We start from the raw sequence: 18,868 nt of genomic DNA on the forward strand, positions 1-18,868 counted from the left end.
CCAAAGTATCAGAAGAAAAAATCTATGCAGTACAAGAAAAACTCAACGACAGACCAAGAAAATCACTTCGATATCGTACTCCAAATGAAGTCATTTCTGATCTCCTCTAGGGGTGGTGCTTATAATCCTTGAATTTTCCAATTTGATTTTTCTCTTGAATTTTCGTGACCAATTTTGTATGATGGTTGTGCCTAGATTAGTACACAGGAATTTCCCTGTTGGATTAGGTCTCAGCAACTAAGGTCACTTCCTAATGGAAGTGCCTTTTTTGTATTTTGATTTCTGAATGTATCCTAAAAATTGCCCTGGTGATATGGGGAGGGTACTGGAGTACTAATCTAGGATTGAGACCTATTTTAGCGGGTTCGATTCCCGTCCTCTCCACCAGGGCGTTTCACGCGACCGACCTTCGCTCGGCGAAGTCTTTTGGACTTCGCCGAAAAGCGAGATCAATGAAACGGCGGTGAAAAACACTTCGCCGAGCATCAGGTTGAACTAGCGAAAGACGTTTTTTTCCTTAATTGGATCCCGTTTTTATTTTTTCACCTGCCTTATCGGCGATTGATTGTTCAAGATTAAATGCACCTCTGTATCCGCGTTCAATTAATGAGCCCTCAATTTTTTTATCAAATCCGGTGATAATAGCCATTCCAGTGAGAATAAGCAGAATTGCTAAAATTCTTTTGAACCAACCTTTCGGATTGGATGTTCCTCTAAATTTTGAAGCTATTTTTCTCCCCCCATACCCAATTGCGAGAAGTGGTATGCTCATTCCAATTGTGTAAATAAAAAGATTCACGAGAGCAAGGCTAAAACTTTTTGGCAAAACAATGGCGAGTATGAGGACATACGTAGGAGAGCAAGTGGTAAATACAGGACCGAGTGATGCCCCGAGGAGGATCGCTCCTGTATTTCCAGATGCCCTCCTGCTTTTCTCTAAACCTGTTTCACTTTTATGAAGTTTGCATATTTGAGCAATTTTCACCCATTGATCAGGAAATAGCATTATGAAACCAAAAACTGTAACCAGACCTCCTGAAATGAGTTTCCAAAACTCTTGAGGTATTCCAATGAGAGCGGTTGTAGCTTTGAGAAGCAAAGTAAATACTATTACTGAAATCCCCAAAGATCCCACAATAATGAGTGGGCGCAGCGGTTTTTTTTCACCTACGCTGCCCCCAATAATAACTGGTAATAACGAGAGAACGCAGGGTGCTAAGACTGTTAGCACCCCCGCCAGAAATGATGGTATAAATAATTCCATTTTTTAGACTGTTTGCGATATAGCTTTTTGAAGTTCTGCCATTGAAGGAGCTGCAAGCGTTTGCGTTACTTTGCCATTTTTATCTATTACTACTATCGTTGCTTGCATTACGATACCATAATCCTTTTTTAGGTTGGTTTCTGTATCGTAATCAGCTTTGAGTATTGTTGTTCCCTTTGGGAAATTTGCAAGATCTTTGTTAATTTCTTTTGTTAATTGAGCGCAGGTAGAACACCAGCTCGCGTGAAAAAAGATGGCAAGAGGTTTTTTGCCGAGAAGTTCCGAATAGCGTTCCTGAGTAAAATTTGCGAATATCGGAGTTTGGTCATTTTCAGCCACAATTTTTTTCACTTCTTTTGTTGGCTCTTGCGCAGTTTTTGAGATTTGTGCTTGATTTACAGTTTTTTGTTTTTCAGATATTGCGTCTTGCTTTTTCTCGATTGTATTCGAGCAACCTGTCAGTGCAATGGTAAGGAGAGTAAAAAGTAATATTTTTTTGATCATAGGAAAATGATGTGAATAAATTAAAAAATAAAGTCATGAACGAACACTCATTTCGACATTTTGAAGCAGCATTTTCCTGCTGATTCCCCTGAACCACACGGACATGGTTCATTCGCCATGCAACATGATCCGGCCTTTTTGCCGCTTCCGCAACTGCAAGGCTGCTGAAATTCGTGCTCAGAACCTATTGAAGAATGAGAATCTTCCATAAAAAAATGGGTAAAGAAATAAAAGTGTTTTTACCTTAACAAGCAAATGTATATTTCCTAAACAAAATCTGTGTGCGCTGTGACTTGTATCACCATATTTAGAATTTTTCCTTCATTGAAGACCTCATCAAAGAAGTTAATGAAAATAAGTACCCTTCTCTCGACCCACAGAGTAGGATTCATTCTGCAATCTTTTATAAAAAAATGAAAAAACTCTTTATTGTACTGCTTACGCTGCTCGCTCTTTCTGGGTGTCAGAAAAATACAAATCGTTGGAATATCATTTACTATCCAGAAGGATTTGTAACGTATGGAGAACAAAAATGTGAATTTACCGAGGCATTTCCCACCAAGGAAAATTGTCAGGAATATGGCAGAGAAAAGGTAAAAATCAATGGGAAAGCTGAGTATCTCTGCGGAATCGATGTTACCTACAATAAAGCGTGTGAATGGGGTGCTGCCTCTGAACTCGCTCTTGATGAAAATGCTCCTGAAGAATGGGGAAAACAGAAAGAGCGGGAAAGCAAGTTCGAAACGGGGTTTGAAATCTTTTTATAGCCCAGTTTCGAAAAGATGATGGAGACCTTTTTATCCGTGGAACATGTTGCGGTGGAACGGAAAAAGAGATGCCTTCACGGCAAGAATTTGAATATACGATGAAGAAATTCGGAAATGACTGGAAAGTGGTGACTCCGCCTGAGTACGTTCCATAATATTTTCCGTAATTTCGATGGAGGAAAAATGCAGTTAAAGAAGTGGCATTGTGTTATTTATTACAAATATATTAAATTATATTGATATATATATTGTTTTAATGTATAATAAGAATATAAGCTCAAATTATGTTGAAACCTAATGATAATAATAGGGAAGTAGGTTATGCTCATAGTGTAAATGCTGAAGAATTATTCAGCAGACATCCCTATATAAGTCGATTGAATCAGAAAAATCAGGATAGGTTAGCACCAATTGTAAGCAATATTCTCGAAAGAGTAATAGGGAGCGATATTCCTAAAAGATCAGCACTTTTAGCAATTATGGACGGGTTTTTCCAAGGAATAAACCAGACTGTTACAGCGATGCTTGAAGACACACCCAAGAAGGGAAGTCTATTTACCAACGAAAGAATACAAACTGCAGTAGTTAGTTGCCTTTTAGAAAAATTACGAGAATTCATAATGAGTGGTGATGTTGAATCCCTACGAAATTCTGTACAAAATGGTTTTCAGGCGACTGTTATTAGCCATCTCCTTAAAAACTATTCTCAAGAATTTCTTCCTAAGGATGGCTTTATATTTGATCCGCAAAAAGAAGTAAGAAACAGGATAACATCTCTTAGACCCGCCCTATTTCCGAGATCCGCAGCATAATCGACTTTCCCACGACACAAAAAAAAGACTAAGAATCCCTCTCGGTCTTTTTTTCATCTACAAAATTATTCAAAAGCAATTACTCAGCAAATAGAACAGAATCTGCTGTTACTGGAAGACAAACTCCACCCTCGGCATACATCACAGAACTTGGAGTAACTCCGGGATTGCATGGAGTTACGCCTTCAGCGTAAAGAAGCGAAAGCATACCTGCTACAGCAAACGCTGAAACAGCAGAAAGAAGAAGTTTCTTCATGAATTGGTGGATAAAATTGCAGCTATTTAATATTAATTTTATATGAATGTCAATACAATTTAATGAATATATAATATTGGACAAATGTAAAATGTAAAATTCAAAATGTAAAAAAAAAATCAAAATCTCAATTTTTAAGGCTTAAACATTGAGATTTGTTTTTATATTTTACATTTTGCCTTTTACATTAATTCCACTTCCGGAATTCCAGAAATTTCGGCATATTCCTCCAAATGATCGAAAACTATTTTTTGAATCTCAGAGAGCTTCTCCTCAGATCTCGCCTCAAACCTCATCGTGAGATATGCGGAAGTATTGGAAACTCGAATAATCCCCCATGCTCCTTCGCCAAATTCTATCCGAATTCCGTCAATCGTGAGCGCATCTGGATATTTAGTTAAAAAATGCTGCACAATTTTTTTCATAATCGCAAATTTTTCGTGTTCGGAAATTTTTACTTTTATTTCTGGAGTAATGAATGTTCTCCGAAGATCCGCGAAATGTTCTTCAAGCTTTTTCCCTGAATTCCACACGACTGTGAGGATTTTGAATGCTGCAAGAAGCGCATCATCATAACCATAATAATCTTCTGCGAAAAAAAGATGTCCAGAAACTTCTCCGCCCAGAAGCGCTTTTTCTTTCTCCATCATTTCTTCCACAAATGAATGCCCCGTTTTGCACATGAGCGCTTTTCCACCAAGCTTTTGAATCTCTTCCGAAAGCACCTCGGTCGATTTCAAATCAAATACAATTGAAGCTCCGGGATACCGCGTCAAAAGATCTCTGGAAAGAAGCAGTAAAAGAAGATCAGCAGAATAGTGATTCCCTTTGTCATCGAGAATTCCGACGCGATCTCCATCACCATCAAATGCCACTCCAAAATCTGCACGTTCTTCGAGTACTTTTTTCTTGAGATCTTGAAGATTTTCTTCACGTTCGGGATCGGCATCGTGATTCGGAAAAGTTCCATCGACCTCACAATAAAGCTCAATAACTTCACATCCAAGATTTCGAAAAAAATCTGGAGCAAAATTCCCCATAATTCCATTTCCCGCATCAATCACTATTTTTGGCTTTTTTTCAGAAGAAAAATTCGAAAGAGACCTGAGTTTTGAAAAATATATTTCCCGAAAATCCATTTTCGACTGAGTTCCCTTTTCTTTCGGAACATGAAATTTTTTCTCATGAATAATTTGTAAAACTTTCTGAATTTCTTCGCCACAAATCGCATGAGCGTGATCTCGTTGAAGCTTAAATCCATTATATTCCTGAGGATTGTGACTTGCGGTAATCGTTACTCCCCCATCAAATTTCCCATCGCAAATCGCAAAAAAGAGAAGCGGTGAAGAAACCATTCCAATCTGAACGACATCAATTCCCGATTCCACCACTCCTTTCAGAAAAGCTTTTTCCAAAATCTCTCCACTTTTTCTTCCATCTCTTCCAAGCGCAATTTTCAATTTTCGATTCGGAGAAAGTTCCTGAAGATACGCCGCATACGCCTTTCCAATGAGCTCAGCGCCATTTTCATCAAAATCCTTTCCATAAATTCCTCGAATGTCGTAGGCGCGAAAAATGTGATCGGAGAGCATGGGGGGGGGGTTAATTTCAAATTTTAAAATTTCTAAATAAATTCTAATTTCTAAATCTTAATTTTTAAACATTAAAAATTAGACATTAAGATTTGTTTAAAAATTTCAAAATTAAAAATTATCTTTCGTCCTCCTCCCCTTTCCCGTATTTCCCAAATTGATAATCAAAAACTGGCTTTCGGATTTCCCCAAATATTTTACGGTAGAGCTCCATTCCAATGTATTTCATGGTAAGAGAAAATCTGTTCTCATACTGAAATCTCCTCCACGATGCCAAAACAGGATTATTCGTGAGCACTCGAAATCTTCCATGACGCGAAATTCTCTCAATATACTCAAAATCTTCGAGAAGAAGAATGGATTCGTCAAAACCTTTATATTCGTCATTCAATACTTTTTTCACCATGATGGCAAATCCCGTTCCTTTTGGATAAAAGAATTGTGTAGCCCGAACCCAAAATCTGTAAATTGCTACGGTGATGCGATCGATGATATTTTTTGAGGAGATTTTGAAATCCAAAAATGCAATTCCCGCTTCATCCTGAATAAATTCTTGAAGAATTCCCGAAAGAGAATTCTCCGGAATCTCAATATCGGCATCGAGAAAAAGAAGAATCTTCCCCTTTGCATGAAGAGCTCCAAAGTTTCGAGCTGCAGATGGTCCTCTTTTTCCTTTTCTTTCGAGAACATGAATGGGAAATGAAGATTTTTCATTCCGAACAAGTGACTTTGTTTTATCTGTACTTTCATCATCAACGACTATAACTTCAAAATTCGTATAAATTTGTTTTTTCAGCGAACGGATGAGATTTAAAATATTTTTTGCTTCATTGTAGGCAGGAATAATAATACTGAGAAATGGCGTCCCATACGAAAGAGCAGTATTTTCATAGATGATCGAATATAATTTTTTCCCGTAAAATATTTCATAATGAACTTTCACGGCGCTAATAGAAAAGAGTGTCATCCAGAGAATTCCTTCCTGTGGAAAATACGTGAAGAGATAGACCTCGAGAAGAGCAACAAGAGTGGTCAGGAATTCTATGCGCATTTTGAAATAACAGTGTTCTCGAAGCCAATGCTGTGTGGTAACCTTACTGATCTGATAGTGGAGAGCAAATCTCCCAATAAAAAATGACGAAGCGATGAGAAACCAAAGGAGATAATATTCAAATGATTGCGTAAAAAATATGAGACACATCATCAGGGAAAACGCGATCAAGACAAACTCTCCTTGCCACTCTTTCCGAAAATGCTGAAACAGAAAAAATCCGGCAAGGAGAGAGTGGGAAATAATCCACAAGCTCGTAATTGCAAAAATAATATTGAGTGGAGTTGGTGGCAAAAAATAGAGACGATACGCAATCACGACAAGGACAACAGCCCCAACGAGTATCCCCTTTTGAAAAAAATTTTTCTGTCTTTTTTGAACCATGAATACAAAAAATCATTCTCGCGGATTATAAAGTGATTTCTGAAAAATTGAAAACAAATATTTTGGGAGCATGTTTTAAGACATTATAAAATTATTGACAAGTAATTTTGATCACAGATTTTGCTTCGTCTCTTTAAAATTAAAGAGAAATCTGGTACAATCCACCAGATGAAAATAGAAGTCCAAAGTTTTTATTTTTTCTGCATGTACATATATGAACAAAAATCCGTTTGAAAGAATGACACCGGACGCAAAAGTTTCACTTGAAAAAGCCGAAGAAGAGGCTCGCCTCATGGAATCAGCATACGTTGGGACTGAGCATCTTCTCCTCGGAATTCTTTCCAATCCACAGAACCTCGGGGCTGCAATTTTGCAGACCATGGGCATCACCCCCGACAATGTTCGAATTACGATCCCTTCATGCCCACCAGAGCCTCATGATCCGAATGTTCCGAATTCACTTTCTGATCCTCTTAGAAAAACAATTGAGCAAGCGTTTCGAATTGCGTTACAGCAAAAACATAACTTCGTCGGGAGTGAACATCTCCTCGCAGCAATGCTCCATTCTGAAAATTCAGCCGCTGTTGCAGTTTTTCAAAAAATGCACCTTCCCATTGCAGAAGTACAAAAACAAATCATGGATATTTTTCACCAAATGACGAATTCTTCTGAGCAGAAAGTTCAGAATTCTTTGGAGGATTTTCTCCAGGGACTCACAGGAGCTCTCGTGAATCTTCAAAAAAATGTAGATTTCAGGGATGCGTTCAGGCACAAGGGGAAAAAAGGAGGACCTCAAATGTATCCACAAAATGAAGGAGAAATGCCCATTGAGGAAGAGAGCTCTACTCCAGCGCTTGATTTCTTCTCCACTGATCTCAACGTGGAATATCGTAATGGAAAAATCGATCCGATTATCGGGAGAAATGAGGAAATTGAACGGGTTATTCACATCCTCAATCGAAAAACCAAAAATAATCCAGCGCTCATCGGAGAACCGGGCGTCGGAAAAACGGCTATTGCTGAAGGCCTTGCCGTAGCGATTGAGAAGGGAGAAGTTCCTGATTCTCTTCTTGGAAAACGTGTAGTTGCCCTTGATATGAGCGCACTTATCGCCGGAACCAAATACCGCGGAGAATTTGAAGAACGCCTTAAAGAAGTTATCGAAGATGCGATTTCAAGTGAGGGAAAAATCATTGTTTTCATTGATGAACTTCACACCCTTGTGGGCGCGGGAAGTGCGGAAGGATCTCTCGACGCCGCGAATATTTTAAAACCGGCACTTGCTCGAGGAAAAATTCAAGTGATTGGCGCTACCACGTATGACGAATATAGAAAGCATATTGAAAAAGATAAAGCACTTGAAAGACGCCTCCAGCCGATTTATGTGGATGAACCGACTGAAGAGGAGGCAATAGAAATTATGAAAGGAATCAGACCATACTTTGAAGAGTATCACCATCTCAAAATATCAGACAGCGCGGTAGAAGCAGCCGTTCATCTTTCAAAAAGGTATGTTCCTGATCGGTTTCTTCCCGATAAAGCCATTGATCTTATGGACGAGGCCGCAGCAAAATGCGGTGGAAAGAGTCAACAAAAAACACCAGAAATCCAAACTCTTTTGAATCGCATTCAAACGATCAGCAAAAAAAAGGAAGAATTTGTGAGGAATCAAAATTTTGAAAGGGCGCTTCAAATGAAGAAAGATCAAGAGACTCTGGAAAGTGAACTCGAACAAAAAAAAGCGGAGTCACTTCAGAAATCTCAAATGGCAAAAAGCGTAACGATATTCGAAAAAGATATCGCAGAGGTTGTTGCACGATCGACCGGAATCCCTGTTACCAAACTCTTGAAAGACGAAGCGCGAAAACTTTTGGATTTAGAAAAGATGCTCGAAAAGAGAATTGTCGGTCAGCAGGAATCTATTCTGGAAGTAGCAAAAGCAATTCGCCGCTCCCGAGTCGGAATTGGTGACCAAAAAAGACCGGTAGGATCATTCCTTTTCCTCGGACCGACTGGTGTGGGGAAAACAGAACTCGTAAAGGTCCTTGCAGAAGAACTTTTTCAGAAGAAAGATGCGCTTATTAAAATAGACATGTCCGAATTTATGGAGAGGCACAACGTTTCAAGGCTCACCGGAACGACTGCGGGATATGTCGGATATGAATCGGGAGGGCAACTTACGGAATCTGTTCGAAAAAAACCATATTCTGTAGTTCTTTTTGATGAAATTGAAAAGGCGCATCCCGATTTTCAGAATATTCTTCTCCAGATCATTGAAGATGGATCGCTCACTGATGGAAAAGGGAAAAAAGTTGATTTCAGAAATACTATTCTTGTTATGACTTCAAATATCGGTGCAGAGACACTCACAAATGAAGCTATAAAGATTGGATTTTCTACCCAAGGAGATGCGCTTGATAGAGCAGAACAGGATTTTTCCGAAAAAAGCGAAATCGTTATAGATCAAGTAAAAAAACATTTCCGTCCCGAATTTTTGGGAAGACTTGATAAAGTGCTTATTTTTAAACCGTTGACCCAAAAGCACATTAAAAAAATCATTGAAATTCAGCTCGAGGAACTCGCAGGGCGACTTTTAGAAAAAAATTTGACACTCAAATTTCTCCCGCCGGTACTTGATTTTCTTGCCGTAAAATCATTTGACCAAAAAAGCGGCGCTCGAAAGGTACGAAAAGTGATTCAGGAAGAAATAGAGGACCTTTTAAGTCAAGCAATGCTCGCGGGACAAGTGAAGGATGGCGATACGGTAAAACTGGTACGAGGAAAACAGGGGAAAAAATTGGAAATCGTGACTGAGAAAACCACAAGTTCGCTCAAAAAAGAACTTGTAGATGCGAAGATCTAGCGACGAGAAGTCTTTACGAGTATCGGTGTTGTCACTGATCCGAGAAGAATGAGGATTCCTAAAATAACAACTGCCCGCCAAAATCCCTCTGGGGGATTAAAGCGGAAGATTTGGTAGGAAAGAAGAGCGAACGTCAAAAGGATGTTCCAGAAAATAGTGAAAGAAATCAGAATATTGATACTTCTTTTTTGAAAATATCCATGAAGAATAAGCGCCATATGCGCAAATGAAAAAGCGACGAGAGCGGAAACATTGTATACGATTTCGAGAACAATTCTGATTCGATTGTTTCCCCACAGAGTAAGATCAGACCATTCATACATTTGCCACCATATTCCTGTAACAAATGCGAGAAATCCTAAAACAGAAGCAATAATTCCGCCATACGCCACCGCAGAAAAACGATACCGCGAAAGCCATGTTCCTGCAGAAAATGCGGTAAGGCTAAAAATCATCAGAGCAAGTGCGGTAGAGAGAAGGTTTTTTTCCAACGTACCATATTGTCCAACAGCAACAATATAAATTGCGCTAAACGCTGAGGCGATAAGGCCAAAGAGAACAAGAGAAATGAGGATTTTTTTCATGAATGTGTTTAAAAAAACACCCAAACGCTAAAGAAAATAGAAATGGAAGTCAAATTCCCTTGAGAAAAAGTCTATTTTTTGCTAGAATAATCTGATACGTTAGCATTCGTTTATTTCGCCCATCTCCATGAAACGCCACCATTTTCCCCTTCTTGTTATTTTTGGAATACTCTTTTTTTCTTTTGCGATGGATCTTCGCGTACTTGCGGATGAGCCGAAAACAGATATCGTTTTTGCAGAAGAATGTACAGAAAAGGATATTAAAAAATGTCCGCTCATTCCATTTGAAGATGAAGAAAAGGCAAAATATCCAGGAGCTCTTTATGCTGGGGATACTTTTCGTCTGATAATTTTCGTAAAAAATCTTGAGAAAAAAAATATAGTAAGCGTGAGGTCATGGCTGAAATATGATCCGAATGTTTTCAAGGCTACAGAAATTGAAGATAAGGGATCAGATTTCCCTCTTGCTTCTCCAGATGGAAATGAAATCGACGAGGAAAACGGTCAGGTAAAAATTGGAAGAGGAGTTGCTGGTGGAGGAAAAAAAGATGATATTCTTTTCGTAGCAATGGTGGAATTTTCAGTGGTAAGTCAAAAAGCAGAAACTGCTGATATTGCCTTTGTTAACTTTCAAAAGGAAGAACTCGGCGAAACAGGAGTGTTCATTCTCGATGAATCGACTTTACAGCCGGAGAATGTTTTGGGGAAAGAACCAAGAAAATTAGAATTTGCACTCAATTCAGGGGAAAAAACACAAAAAACTCCATCACCAAATGCGAGTCAAGACACTCCTCTTCTGGACACAAAAAAACCGATAGATGCGTCACCAAAATCTCCAGAAATTGGAGGACCAGACAACGGATCTGGGTCTCCGGTACAAGACGTCGTTTCTAGTGACGTGATTCAGCGCCCACAAGGACTTCGAATTCAAACTACTGCGAACGAAGTCAACCTCGTCTGGAAAGTGAGTGAGAGTTCTTCTGTAAAAGGGTATTACGTATATTATTCAGAAAATAGCGGATTTTATATTCGGAGAAGTGATGTGGGAAAAACAACCACAAAAACATTTTCTCAAACTGATCTCACCAAGAATAAAATGTACTATTTTGCAATAACGGCCTACAACGAAAAAGGTCAAGAAAGTGATTATTCTGACGAGGTGTATGTAAAATTTGGAGTTCCAGAAACGGAAAGCCATCCATTTACTTTCGGAGCGAGAGAAGGCCAAAAAACTGATCTCACAAAAAATGTAACGAAACTTACTTCCAGTGGACCGGAAGAGTCTGTTGCTATTTCCCTAGGAATATTGGGAATATCTTCCCTTATTATCTACGCATACAAAAAAATTCGCTCTTCTCGGGATTCTTCATAAGTTCTTGAAAAATTCCCTAAAAAAGACTATACTTTTCGAATATTACAAATACACAAATGACAAACAAATGGACCACTCTTCATGAGGACAACATCGAGGAAACTCATCAAAACATCACAAGTGTTTTGGATGAAGATGTTGGTCACGGAAGATCTTCCGCAAAACGACACCAGATATTTGCCGTAGTATTCGCTGTGATTGGAATTCTTCTGATCGGCGTTGGAGGCTATCCATTTTTGGTAGATGGGAATGGGAAAATAAATTTCGCTGCACTTATCTCAACTCCAGAAACTGTTGATAAGGTAGAGGATGTAAAAACTGTTTCTGGCGTAAGTCTCGGGGGAGAAACGAAAAGTAACACCTCGAAAACAAATGATGCTCCAGAGTCAGACAAAAAAGATTCTGAAATTCCGTCACCAGATGAAAAAATTGTCGACACAGCAAAAGATATTCTTGGAAAAATTGAAAATGTTCCAAGTGAATTACAAATCGAAGAAAAGGAAGGGACTTCAGATCTTGGAAACTCAAATGTTCCATTTAAAACAAATACTCACACCGGAAAACAAGATCTCAAAAGTGTGGTTATAGGCGGTGCTTCATCAAAAAACATACAGGAATCTCTCCATGGAGCTGCTGAGGAGAGTGGAAAAGTGGCGAAATCAGGTCCAGAAGCTTGGATTGCAGGAGTTGTTGCACTCGGAATGGGGCTGATTTTGAGAAGGAAGAAGAGAACAGCGTAAATCAATTACGAGTTACGGAAAGAAGAAATGTAAAATGCAAAAGGTAAAATGTAAAAACAAATTCTAAATCTTAATGTTTAAAGATTAGGATTTTATGCTTATTTTTACATTTTACCTTTAATATTTTACATCGTTCGTAGTTTTTTCCCGATTATAATTCCAGAAAATTTTTCACAATTCTTTTCCCTTCTGGAGTGCCGATGGATTCCGGATGGAATTGAATTCCATAGATCGGAAATTCCTTGTGCTGAAGCCCCATAATAAGCCCGTTTTCGGTTCTTGCGGTCACTTCTAAACACGATGGGAATGTTTTCTCGTCAGCCACAAGTGAATGATATCTCATTCCTTCAAGTGGATTTGGGAGTCCATTCAGAATCCCCTTCCCCTCATGAAATATTTGAGAAGCTTTTCCGTGCATAATTTCAGGAGCTTTTACGACTCTTCCTCCAAAAACCGCGGCAATTCCCTGATGTCCAAGACAAACTCCAAGAAGAGGAATTTTTGATCCCATCTTGAGAATCAGATTTCCGCAGACGCCAAAATATTTTTCATCTTCTGGATTTCCGGGTCCGGGAGAAATGATGATGTGTGTGGGCGCAAGTTTTTCGGCTTCTTCAAAAGTAATTTCATTATTTCGAAATACAATCGGATTTCCTCCAAGCTCACCAACGTATTGCACAAGATTAAATACGAAAGAATCGAAGTTGTCGATGACGAGGGTCTTTTTCATGTGAAGATAATACAGAACTGGTTGAAATTGTAATGGTGAAACTTACAAGTGCAAAGTGAAAAGTAAAAAGTGCAAAATGCAAAACAATTGTAACTGACTTTTTCTTTGCGCTTTGCACTTTACGTTTTGCGCTAATCTGTAATTGATTTTTCCACTTCTCTCACAATTTCCTCAAACGCTGCGTCATAAATCCTTTGGCTTCCCCAAAAAACCGCTAATGTTGGGGAAATTTTTGGATGCTCGGTAATAACCTTTCGAATGGCTTCTGAAAGCCTTCTTTTGATGCGATTTCTCCTTACTGCTTTGGCTTCTATTTTCGGAGAAACAGTTATTGCGATTTTGTGAGAACTCAGTCGAGATGGCAGAAGAAAGACACGAAAAAAAGGAGTCTGAACTCTTTTTCCTTTCTTCATGACCATATCAATCATTTTTGAAGCACCCATGCGATATATTTTTTGAAGCGCCATGGCACAATTACGAATTAACAAATGCAAAGCGAAAAGCGCAAAATGCAAAACAATTGTAACTGACTTTTTCTTTGCGCTTTGCGCTTTGCGCTTTACGTTTTGCGCTAATCTGTAATTGATTTAGCCTGCAAGCACATGGCGCCCCTTACTTCGTCTTTTTCTAATCACTCTGCGCCCAGTAGCGGTTTGCATGCGACTCAAAAATCCGTGACGTTTTGCGCGTTTTCGTTTATTTCCTTTGGAAAGCATTGGTAAAGTTGGCGAATTTCTCAAAAACTGCCAGGGTATTCTCCCTAAAAATGATATGAACGTCAAATGTTTTCACACCAAGAATTATTCACAAATAGAATTTTTTCAAAGAAAGAGATATTCTGAGTCAGATCAGGAATTTTTTCTTTCGATATATTATGCTCTTCATCGCTCTTATCGACGATAAAAAATACGGAATGGACCAAATTGAAGAACTCTACACGAATGAAGAGCATACGCTAAAATATTTTTCTTCTTTCCGAGAATTTTCGGAAAGTGGAGAAAAATTTGATGTGGTGTATTTGGATTACTATCTCGAAAACGATGGAACTACAGGAGATCAGATTCTTTCAGAGGTAAAACTCAGAGCGAAGAAAGTTGTTGCATTTTCAAGTGTACCGAGATGTGGGAGGCTTCTCAAAGAACTCGGAGCGGATGAAGCTCTCGTGAAAGAGTGATTTTTTTGTCATCCCCGCGAAAGCGGGGATCTCAATTGTAATAAAAATGAAAAATATTTTTGATAACACTCTCGATATTTCTTATTTTTAATTATATTTGAGATCCCCGATCAAGTCGGGGATGACAAATTCCTTTTTTCACTTTACACTTTCACCTGAAAATTAACTCTGAAACCTATGACGACGACTCTTTTCACTTCTGAATCCGTCACTGAAGGTCATCCAGATAAAATCTGTGATCAAATCTCCGATGCAGTTTTGGATGAAGCCCTTCGGCAAGATCCGAATTCGCGAGTGGCAGTAGAATGTGCGGCGAAAACTGGACTTATTTTTCTGTTTGGAGAGATGACCACAAACGGATATGTCGATTTCCAGAGTCTCGCGAGAAATGTTGTAAAAAAAATAGGATATACACGCGCTAAATTCGGGTTTGATTACGAAACTTGTGGAGTTATTTCCTCAATTTCAGAACAAAGCCCGGAAATTTCCCACGCCGTAAAGCATGATCATGAAATTGGAGCCGGAGATCAAGGAATGATGTTTGGATATGCTTGTACAGAAACTCCGGAACTCATGCCGCTTCCCATCATGCTTGCCCATGGACTTACCAAAAAATTGGCAGAAGTTCGAAAAGATGGAACTTTTCCAGAATTGAGACCAGATGGAAAATCACAAGTTACCGTGGAATACCATGATGGAAAAGCAAAAAGAGTCCATACTGTTGTCATTTCCACTCAACACGATCCAAATATTTCTCAGGAAGAACTCGCGAAACTGGTCAAAAAACGTGTAATTGGACCAGTACTAAAGGATTGGCTTGATGCCAAAACCATTTATCACATCAACCCAAGCGGAAGCTTCATCATGGGTGGACCACAAGGTGATGCGGGGCTTACGGGAAGAAAGATAATTGTTGATACATATGGCGGATATGCGCCGCATGGAGGTGGATGTTTTTCTGGAAAAGATCCATCGAAAGTTGATCGAAGTGGTGCGTATGCAGCGAGATATATGGCCAAAAATATTGTAGCAGCAGGACTTGCAGAAAAATGCCAGATCGAAATTTCATACGCCATTGGAATTGCTGAGCCGGTTTCAATTCTTGTCGAAACATTTCGGACGAGCACGCTTTCTTCTGAAGAACTTGAAAAAATTATTCGAGAAAACTTCCCAATTAAACCCGGAGATATTATTCGTGAACTCGAACTCAGGTTGCCCATTTACCTCAAAACAGCGACTTATGGACACTTTGGGAGAGATGATGTTTCGTGGGAGAAAACAGATAGAGTTGATGTTTTGAGAAAGTATGTGAAGTAATTTTGAATTCTGAATTCTGAATTCTGAATTTTGAATTATATCTCTCTCGAAATTATGATCAATTCAAAATACAAAGTTCGTAATTCGTAATTCGTCATTCGTAATTGACTATCACCGTGTTTAAAAAACTCGCCTTTATCGTGCTTCTTATTTCCACTTTTTTAAGCTGGGCAGCTTGGGGACTCGTTATTAACAAAATGTCACCGTACGAATCTCCGGGAATTTCTCTGCCAGCATTTTATATTACGTCTCTTTTCTCACTCCTCACCACATTCACGGTTGTCGGAACTCTTTTGAGGAGATTCTCAAACGCAGGGAGGAATATGCTCGAATGCATCAATATTTCGCTTCGTCAGGGAACAATTCTCGCCGGAGTTGGAGTAGTTGCCCTTTTTTTTGAACAGATGAATACGTATAACTGGTGGATTGGAGCGCTTCTTCTTTGTATTGCTGTTATTTTAGAAAGTTTTTTCTGGGTATCAGATGACAGATAATCTGCGAACTCAAAAAAAGAGTAATAGATCGCTTTTTTCATGAAGAGATTACTTTCATGAACACAAAAAATATTGAGTCGCAACAAATTTCGCTTCCAGACAAGACATTTTATGGAATACTGTTTGATCTCGGAAAGGAAAAGGCGTAGGTTTTCATTGGACATTTTTGTAATTCTACTTTGATACTCGGATATTCACTCGACACTACTTCAGATCTTCTCAACATGACTCTCACGAGCGCGACTATTTTACTGACGCTCGCGCTTCTTTTGGTGCTTGCTCGAGTGTATAAAGTCCTTGGAAAAGTAAATGCTATTACTGAAGAAATTTCTGAAATCGTAGAAGTCGTGAATCATTACTTGTGGCAACCCGCTCGAATTATGATGACTATTTTTGAAAAACTAAAAAAGTGGTTTTCAAAAAAGAAGTGATCGCTGTCCTATTCCCCACTCCATTTTGCAATTTTCTCCTCAATAATTTTGCGTTTCACCGCATATTTTTCTCGAGAAACTTTCAGAATTTTTTCCGTTTTCTCGTGATCCTCGACAACTTGTAGAGGAGAACTTGTAGATGCTGAAAATGCTGCCGTGGGAAGCCCATCGATAAGCAATCTCAAATACACAGCTCCTCGAGAAAGACTGACGAGATCAGTTTCTTCCACTTTTTCAGAAAATTGTTTCATGAGTGGCTCGGCATCATCATATCCAACCTGAAATGATATGAGCGATCCGACATTTCCAAAAATAGCATCTCTCACGGTCTCTTCCATCTGTGCAATGTACTGATTTGCCATGATGAGCGCGAGTTTATATTTTCTCGCCTCAGAAAGAATACTTGCGAAGCTATCTGTTGCGAAATTTTGAAACTCATCAATAAATAGATAGAAATCTTTCCGCTCATTTGCGGGAATGTCCGCACGACTCATCGCCTCGATTTGGAATTTTGAAATGAGTACTGATCCGAGGAGGGTAGACACATCCTCCCCAATTTTCCCCTTCGAAAGATTCACAATGAGAATTTTTCCCTTATCCATTGCCCAACGAATATGAAATTTTGATTTCACTTGTCCAAGAATATTTCGAAGAATCGGATTTGAGAGAAATTGTCCGATTTTGTTGAGGATAGGACTAATCCATTCCACGCGAGTTTTTGGAGACAGAGTCTCATACTCATTTGCCCAAAAATCTTTTAGGATTGGATCATTCACCTGTTTGAGACATTTTTTTCGAAAATTTGCATCGTTTAAAATCCGCGGAATTGCGAGAATGCTCACATCCGTGCAATGGAGGAGCGTGAGAACCGTGTTCCGCAGAATATGTTCGAGTCTCGGTCCCCAGCTCTCTGCGTAGAGCTTTTTAAAAACCCCAATAATTCCCGATGAAAGCACATTTCTGTCTTTTGCATCCTTACACTCCATGATGTTATATGCCACCGGATAATCGACATCACTCGGATCAAACAAAATAACATCATTAATTCGTTTTTTCGGAACAAATTGAAGTGCACGCTCAGCAAGATCTCCGTGAGGATCAATAATCGCCATTCCCTTTCCCGCATTCATTGCATCAAAAATCATATTCTCAAGAAGAGTAGATTTCCCCATACCAGTGCGACCGATGATGTAGATGTGACGGAGAATATCGGCTTCTCTAATGCCGAATTCGATTTTTCGTGCTTGAAAATTTGATTTCCCGATTTTGAGAACTGCTTTCGTAAGAGAAATATTGGATGGAGGTTCGATTTTTCGAAAATTACTCCACATGAGTTTTGGAATTTCGAGTTCTCCTCTAGGAATATGAATAAAACTGGCAAGTTCTTCACTGCTTAAAATATTTCCCCGATCAACTTTTCTCTGCTTGAAATCAGAAATATCCGCGAGAACACTCAATTTTTCCGGGATAAGATTTCCGAGTTGAGCATCGTTCATACTCTGCAGCGAAGTCGAAATGTTTTCATAGAGTTCTTCCGCGTGATGTTTCCCTTTTTTCGTAGCGATGAGGATACGAATATTCACTTCGAACAATTTTTTCACCAATTTATCGGCTGCTCGGGAATATTTATACGATGCCGAGATTTTCTTCCCATCTCCCTCACTCAAATCTTTCGAATTTGATACGCGCGTCGCTCGCTGTCCGGCAATTACCTCTTTCCCCTTTCCAAAACCATGAAGTCCCCAAATAAGATACGCAGGCAACTTGATCTTCTTATTGCTCGTGTAGAAATTGAGAAAAGATTTCTCGAGCGCCCAATATATTCCCTGGGCGATAGTAATTCCCTTGAGTCCTCTTTTCGAAACTTTTGAATGAGAAGGATTCACCGCTATTTGAAGAGCAATAATATCATCTGGACTTTCGATATGAGAGAAAGCCGAGAGAATAGGAGTAAGAGTGTCGTAATATTTTCCGAGCTCATCCAAATCAAAATCAACATATGTTTTGAGCGGAAATACGAAAGAGTCTTTCTGGTGCATCTCACCTCCATAGAGCGCTCGATTTCCAATGCTCTCGAGAAAATCTTTGACCTCATGAACTTCAATCATTGGATATGCCGCCATTATTTGGCTTTGAATAAAATTTTTGAGTCTCTTTGGAACTGTAAGAAAAATACTCACAAAATTGAGATGTGCAACAATTTCAAAAGAAAAATTAGCGACTTTCTTTTCCTTAGCTTCAATACCTGAAAGAGCAAGAAGAAGATTCTCAGCAATCTTGAGTTCTCCAAGGTTTAATTTTGAAAGCGTGATAACAAGGTGTGAGAAATCTGTCATTTTGAAATAATTTTGAATCACAAAGATTATATACAATAATTTTGAATTCTGAATTTTGAATGGCTTTGTTGCACAAATAAATTGTACGGGAATAGGAGTATGTCTAAGATGAGGAGGAACAATAACCTCTTTCAAAATGAAAAAGAAATCCTCACTTAGACAGAGATATCGTATCGCAAATTGGAAAGAGTACAATA

Annotated in this window: 21 protein-coding genes; 10 read left to right on the plus strand and 11 right to left on the minus strand. The window is 38.9% G+C overall.

What is annotated here, in order from left to right; translation table 11 throughout:
- Window positions 1–110 (plus strand): IS30 family transposase (locus tag HZA38_01345; GenBank protein ID MBI5414139.1); only part of this gene is annotated, 110 nt, incomplete at its 5' end.
- A 407-nt stretch (window positions 111–517) separates the two neighbouring features.
- Here the strand turns inward: HZA38_01345 and HZA38_01350 are convergent.
- The 3 genes from HZA38_01350 to HZA38_01360 are packed head-to-tail and all read right to left on the minus strand — an operon-like array spanning window position 518 to window position 1,977.
- A complete protein-coding gene (locus HZA38_01350; protein ID MBI5414140.1) occupies window positions 518–1,264 on the minus strand; it encodes a sulfite exporter TauE/SafE family protein in 747 nt (248 codons plus the stop codon).
- Window positions 1,265–1,267: 3 nt separating this feature from the next.
- Window positions 1,268–1,768, minus strand: a complete 501-nt coding sequence (locus tag HZA38_01355) for a thioredoxin family protein (GenBank protein MBI5414141.1) — start codon at window positions 1,766–1,768, stop codon at window positions 1,268–1,270.
- Between the two features lie 47 nt (window positions 1,769–1,815).
- On the minus strand, window positions 1,816–1,977 hold the full coding sequence (locus HZA38_01360; GenBank protein ID MBI5414142.1) for an SEC-C domain-containing protein: 162 nt from the start codon (window positions 1,975–1,977) through the stop codon (window positions 1,816–1,818).
- 204 nt (window positions 1,978–2,181) lie between these two features.
- Here HZA38_01360 and HZA38_01365 point away from each other — a divergent pair, with 204 nt between their 5' ends.
- Entirely contained in the window at window positions 2,182–2,535 is a 354-nt protein-coding gene (locus tag HZA38_01365; protein MBI5414143.1) for a membrane lipoprotein lipid attachment site-containing protein, read from the plus strand.
- Between the two features lie 377 nt (window positions 2,536–2,912).
- The gene (locus HZA38_01370) at window positions 2,913–3,347 is read left to right on the plus strand and encodes a hypothetical protein (GenBank protein ID MBI5414144.1); all 435 of its coding nucleotides are present in this window, start codon (window positions 2,913–2,915) and stop codon (window positions 3,345–3,347) included.
- Window positions 3,348–3,426: 79 nt separating this feature from the next.
- Here HZA38_01370 and HZA38_01375 read toward each other — a convergent pair whose 3' ends face one another.
- The 3 genes from HZA38_01375 to HZA38_01385 all read right to left on the minus strand — a co-directional run bounded on the left by HZA38_01375 (window position 3,427) and on the right by HZA38_01385 (window position 6,630).
- Window positions 3,427–3,603 carry a hypothetical protein gene (locus tag HZA38_01375; GenBank protein ID MBI5414145.1) on the minus strand — a complete coding sequence of 59 codons (177 nt, stop codon included), beginning with the start codon at window positions 3,601–3,603 and terminating at the stop codon, window positions 3,427–3,429.
- Window positions 3,604–3,785: 182 nt separating this feature from the next.
- Window positions 3,786–5,195 carry a phosphomannomutase/phosphoglucomutase gene (locus HZA38_01380; GenBank protein MBI5414146.1) on the minus strand — a complete coding sequence of 470 codons (1,410 nt, stop codon included), beginning with the start codon at window positions 5,193–5,195 and terminating at the stop codon, window positions 3,786–3,788.
- 118 nt (window positions 5,196–5,313) lie between these two features.
- A complete protein-coding gene (locus HZA38_01385; protein ID MBI5414147.1) occupies window positions 5,314–6,630 on the minus strand; it encodes a glycosyltransferase in 1,317 nt (438 codons plus the stop codon).
- Window positions 6,631–6,844: 214 nt separating this feature from the next.
- Between HZA38_01385 and HZA38_01390 the strand changes: the two genes are divergently transcribed.
- Entirely contained in the window at window positions 6,845–9,493 is a 2,649-nt protein-coding gene (locus tag HZA38_01390) for an ATP-dependent Clp protease ATP-binding subunit (protein MBI5414148.1), read from the plus strand.
- Here the strand turns inward: HZA38_01390 and HZA38_01395 are convergent.
- Window positions 9,490–10,077, minus strand: a complete 588-nt coding sequence (locus tag HZA38_01395) for a hypothetical protein (GenBank protein ID MBI5414149.1) — start codon at window positions 10,075–10,077, stop codon at window positions 9,490–9,492. The two genes, HZA38_01390 and HZA38_01395, sit on opposite strands and share 4 nt — an antisense overlap.
- 127 nt (window positions 10,078–10,204) lie before the next feature.
- Here HZA38_01395 and HZA38_01400 point away from each other — a divergent pair, with 127 nt between their 5' ends.
- Together HZA38_01400 and HZA38_01405 are read left to right on the plus strand one after the other, a co-directional pair.
- Entirely contained in the window at window positions 10,205–11,449 is a 1,245-nt protein-coding gene (locus HZA38_01400) for a fibronectin type III domain-containing protein (GenBank protein MBI5414150.1), read from the plus strand.
- Between the two features lie 56 nt (window positions 11,450–11,505).
- Complete coding sequence (locus HZA38_01405; GenBank protein MBI5414151.1) at window positions 11,506–12,189, plus strand: hypothetical protein; 684 nt, start codon at window positions 11,506–11,508, stop codon at window positions 12,187–12,189.
- A gap of 151 nt (window positions 12,190–12,340) precedes the next feature.
- On the opposite strand, the gene HZA38_01410 is transcribed toward HZA38_01405, so the two are convergent.
- From HZA38_01410 to rpmH, 3 genes are all read right to left on the minus strand, one after another.
- Window positions 12,341–12,919 (minus strand): aminodeoxychorismate/anthranilate synthase component II, encoded by a 579-nt coding sequence (locus HZA38_01410; GenBank protein ID MBI5414152.1) that lies wholly within the window; start codon window positions 12,917–12,919, stop codon window positions 12,341–12,343.
- Window positions 12,920–13,050: 131 nt separating this feature from the next.
- Complete coding sequence (rnpA, locus tag HZA38_01415) at window positions 13,051–13,407, minus strand: ribonuclease P protein component (GenBank protein MBI5414153.1); 357 nt, start codon at window positions 13,405–13,407, stop codon at window positions 13,051–13,053.
- A gap of 99 nt (window positions 13,408–13,506) precedes the next feature.
- Complete coding sequence (gene rpmH / locus HZA38_01420; GenBank protein ID MBI5414154.1) at window positions 13,507–13,635, minus strand: 50S ribosomal protein L34; 129 nt, start codon at window positions 13,633–13,635, stop codon at window positions 13,507–13,509.
- A gap of 158 nt (window positions 13,636–13,793) precedes the next feature.
- Between rpmH and HZA38_01425 the strand changes: the two genes are divergently transcribed.
- From HZA38_01425 to HZA38_01440, 4 genes are all read left to right on the plus strand, one after another.
- Entirely contained in the window at window positions 13,794–14,093 is a 300-nt protein-coding gene (locus HZA38_01425; protein MBI5414155.1) for a hypothetical protein, read from the plus strand.
- 177 nt (window positions 14,094–14,270) lie between these two features.
- Window positions 14,271–15,410 (plus strand): methionine adenosyltransferase, encoded by a 1,140-nt coding sequence (locus HZA38_01430; protein ID MBI5414156.1) that lies wholly within the window; start codon window positions 14,271–14,273, stop codon window positions 15,408–15,410.
- Window positions 15,411–15,526: 116 nt separating this feature from the next.
- The gene (locus tag HZA38_01435) at window positions 15,527–15,904 is read left to right on the plus strand and encodes a hypothetical protein (protein MBI5414157.1); all 378 of its coding nucleotides are present in this window, start codon (window positions 15,527–15,529) and stop codon (window positions 15,902–15,904) included.
- A 179-nt stretch (window positions 15,905–16,083) separates the two neighbouring features.
- Window positions 16,084–16,335 (plus strand): hypothetical protein, encoded by a 252-nt coding sequence (locus HZA38_01440; GenBank protein MBI5414158.1) that lies wholly within the window; start codon window positions 16,084–16,086, stop codon window positions 16,333–16,335.
- Window positions 16,336–16,343: 8 nt separating this feature from the next.
- Here the strand turns inward: HZA38_01440 and HZA38_01445 are convergent, their stop codons facing one another.
- Complete coding sequence (locus HZA38_01445) at window positions 16,344–18,671, minus strand: type IV secretion system DNA-binding domain-containing protein (GenBank protein MBI5414159.1); 2,328 nt, start codon at window positions 18,669–18,671, stop codon at window positions 16,344–16,346.
- Window positions 18,672–18,868 lie beyond the last annotated feature (197 nt).

The sequence above is a fragment of the Candidatus Peregrinibacteria bacterium genome, assembly GCA_016220175.1.
Classification (GTDB): domain Bacteria; phylum Patescibacteriota; class Gracilibacteria; order CAIRYL01; family CAIRYL01; genus JACRHZ01.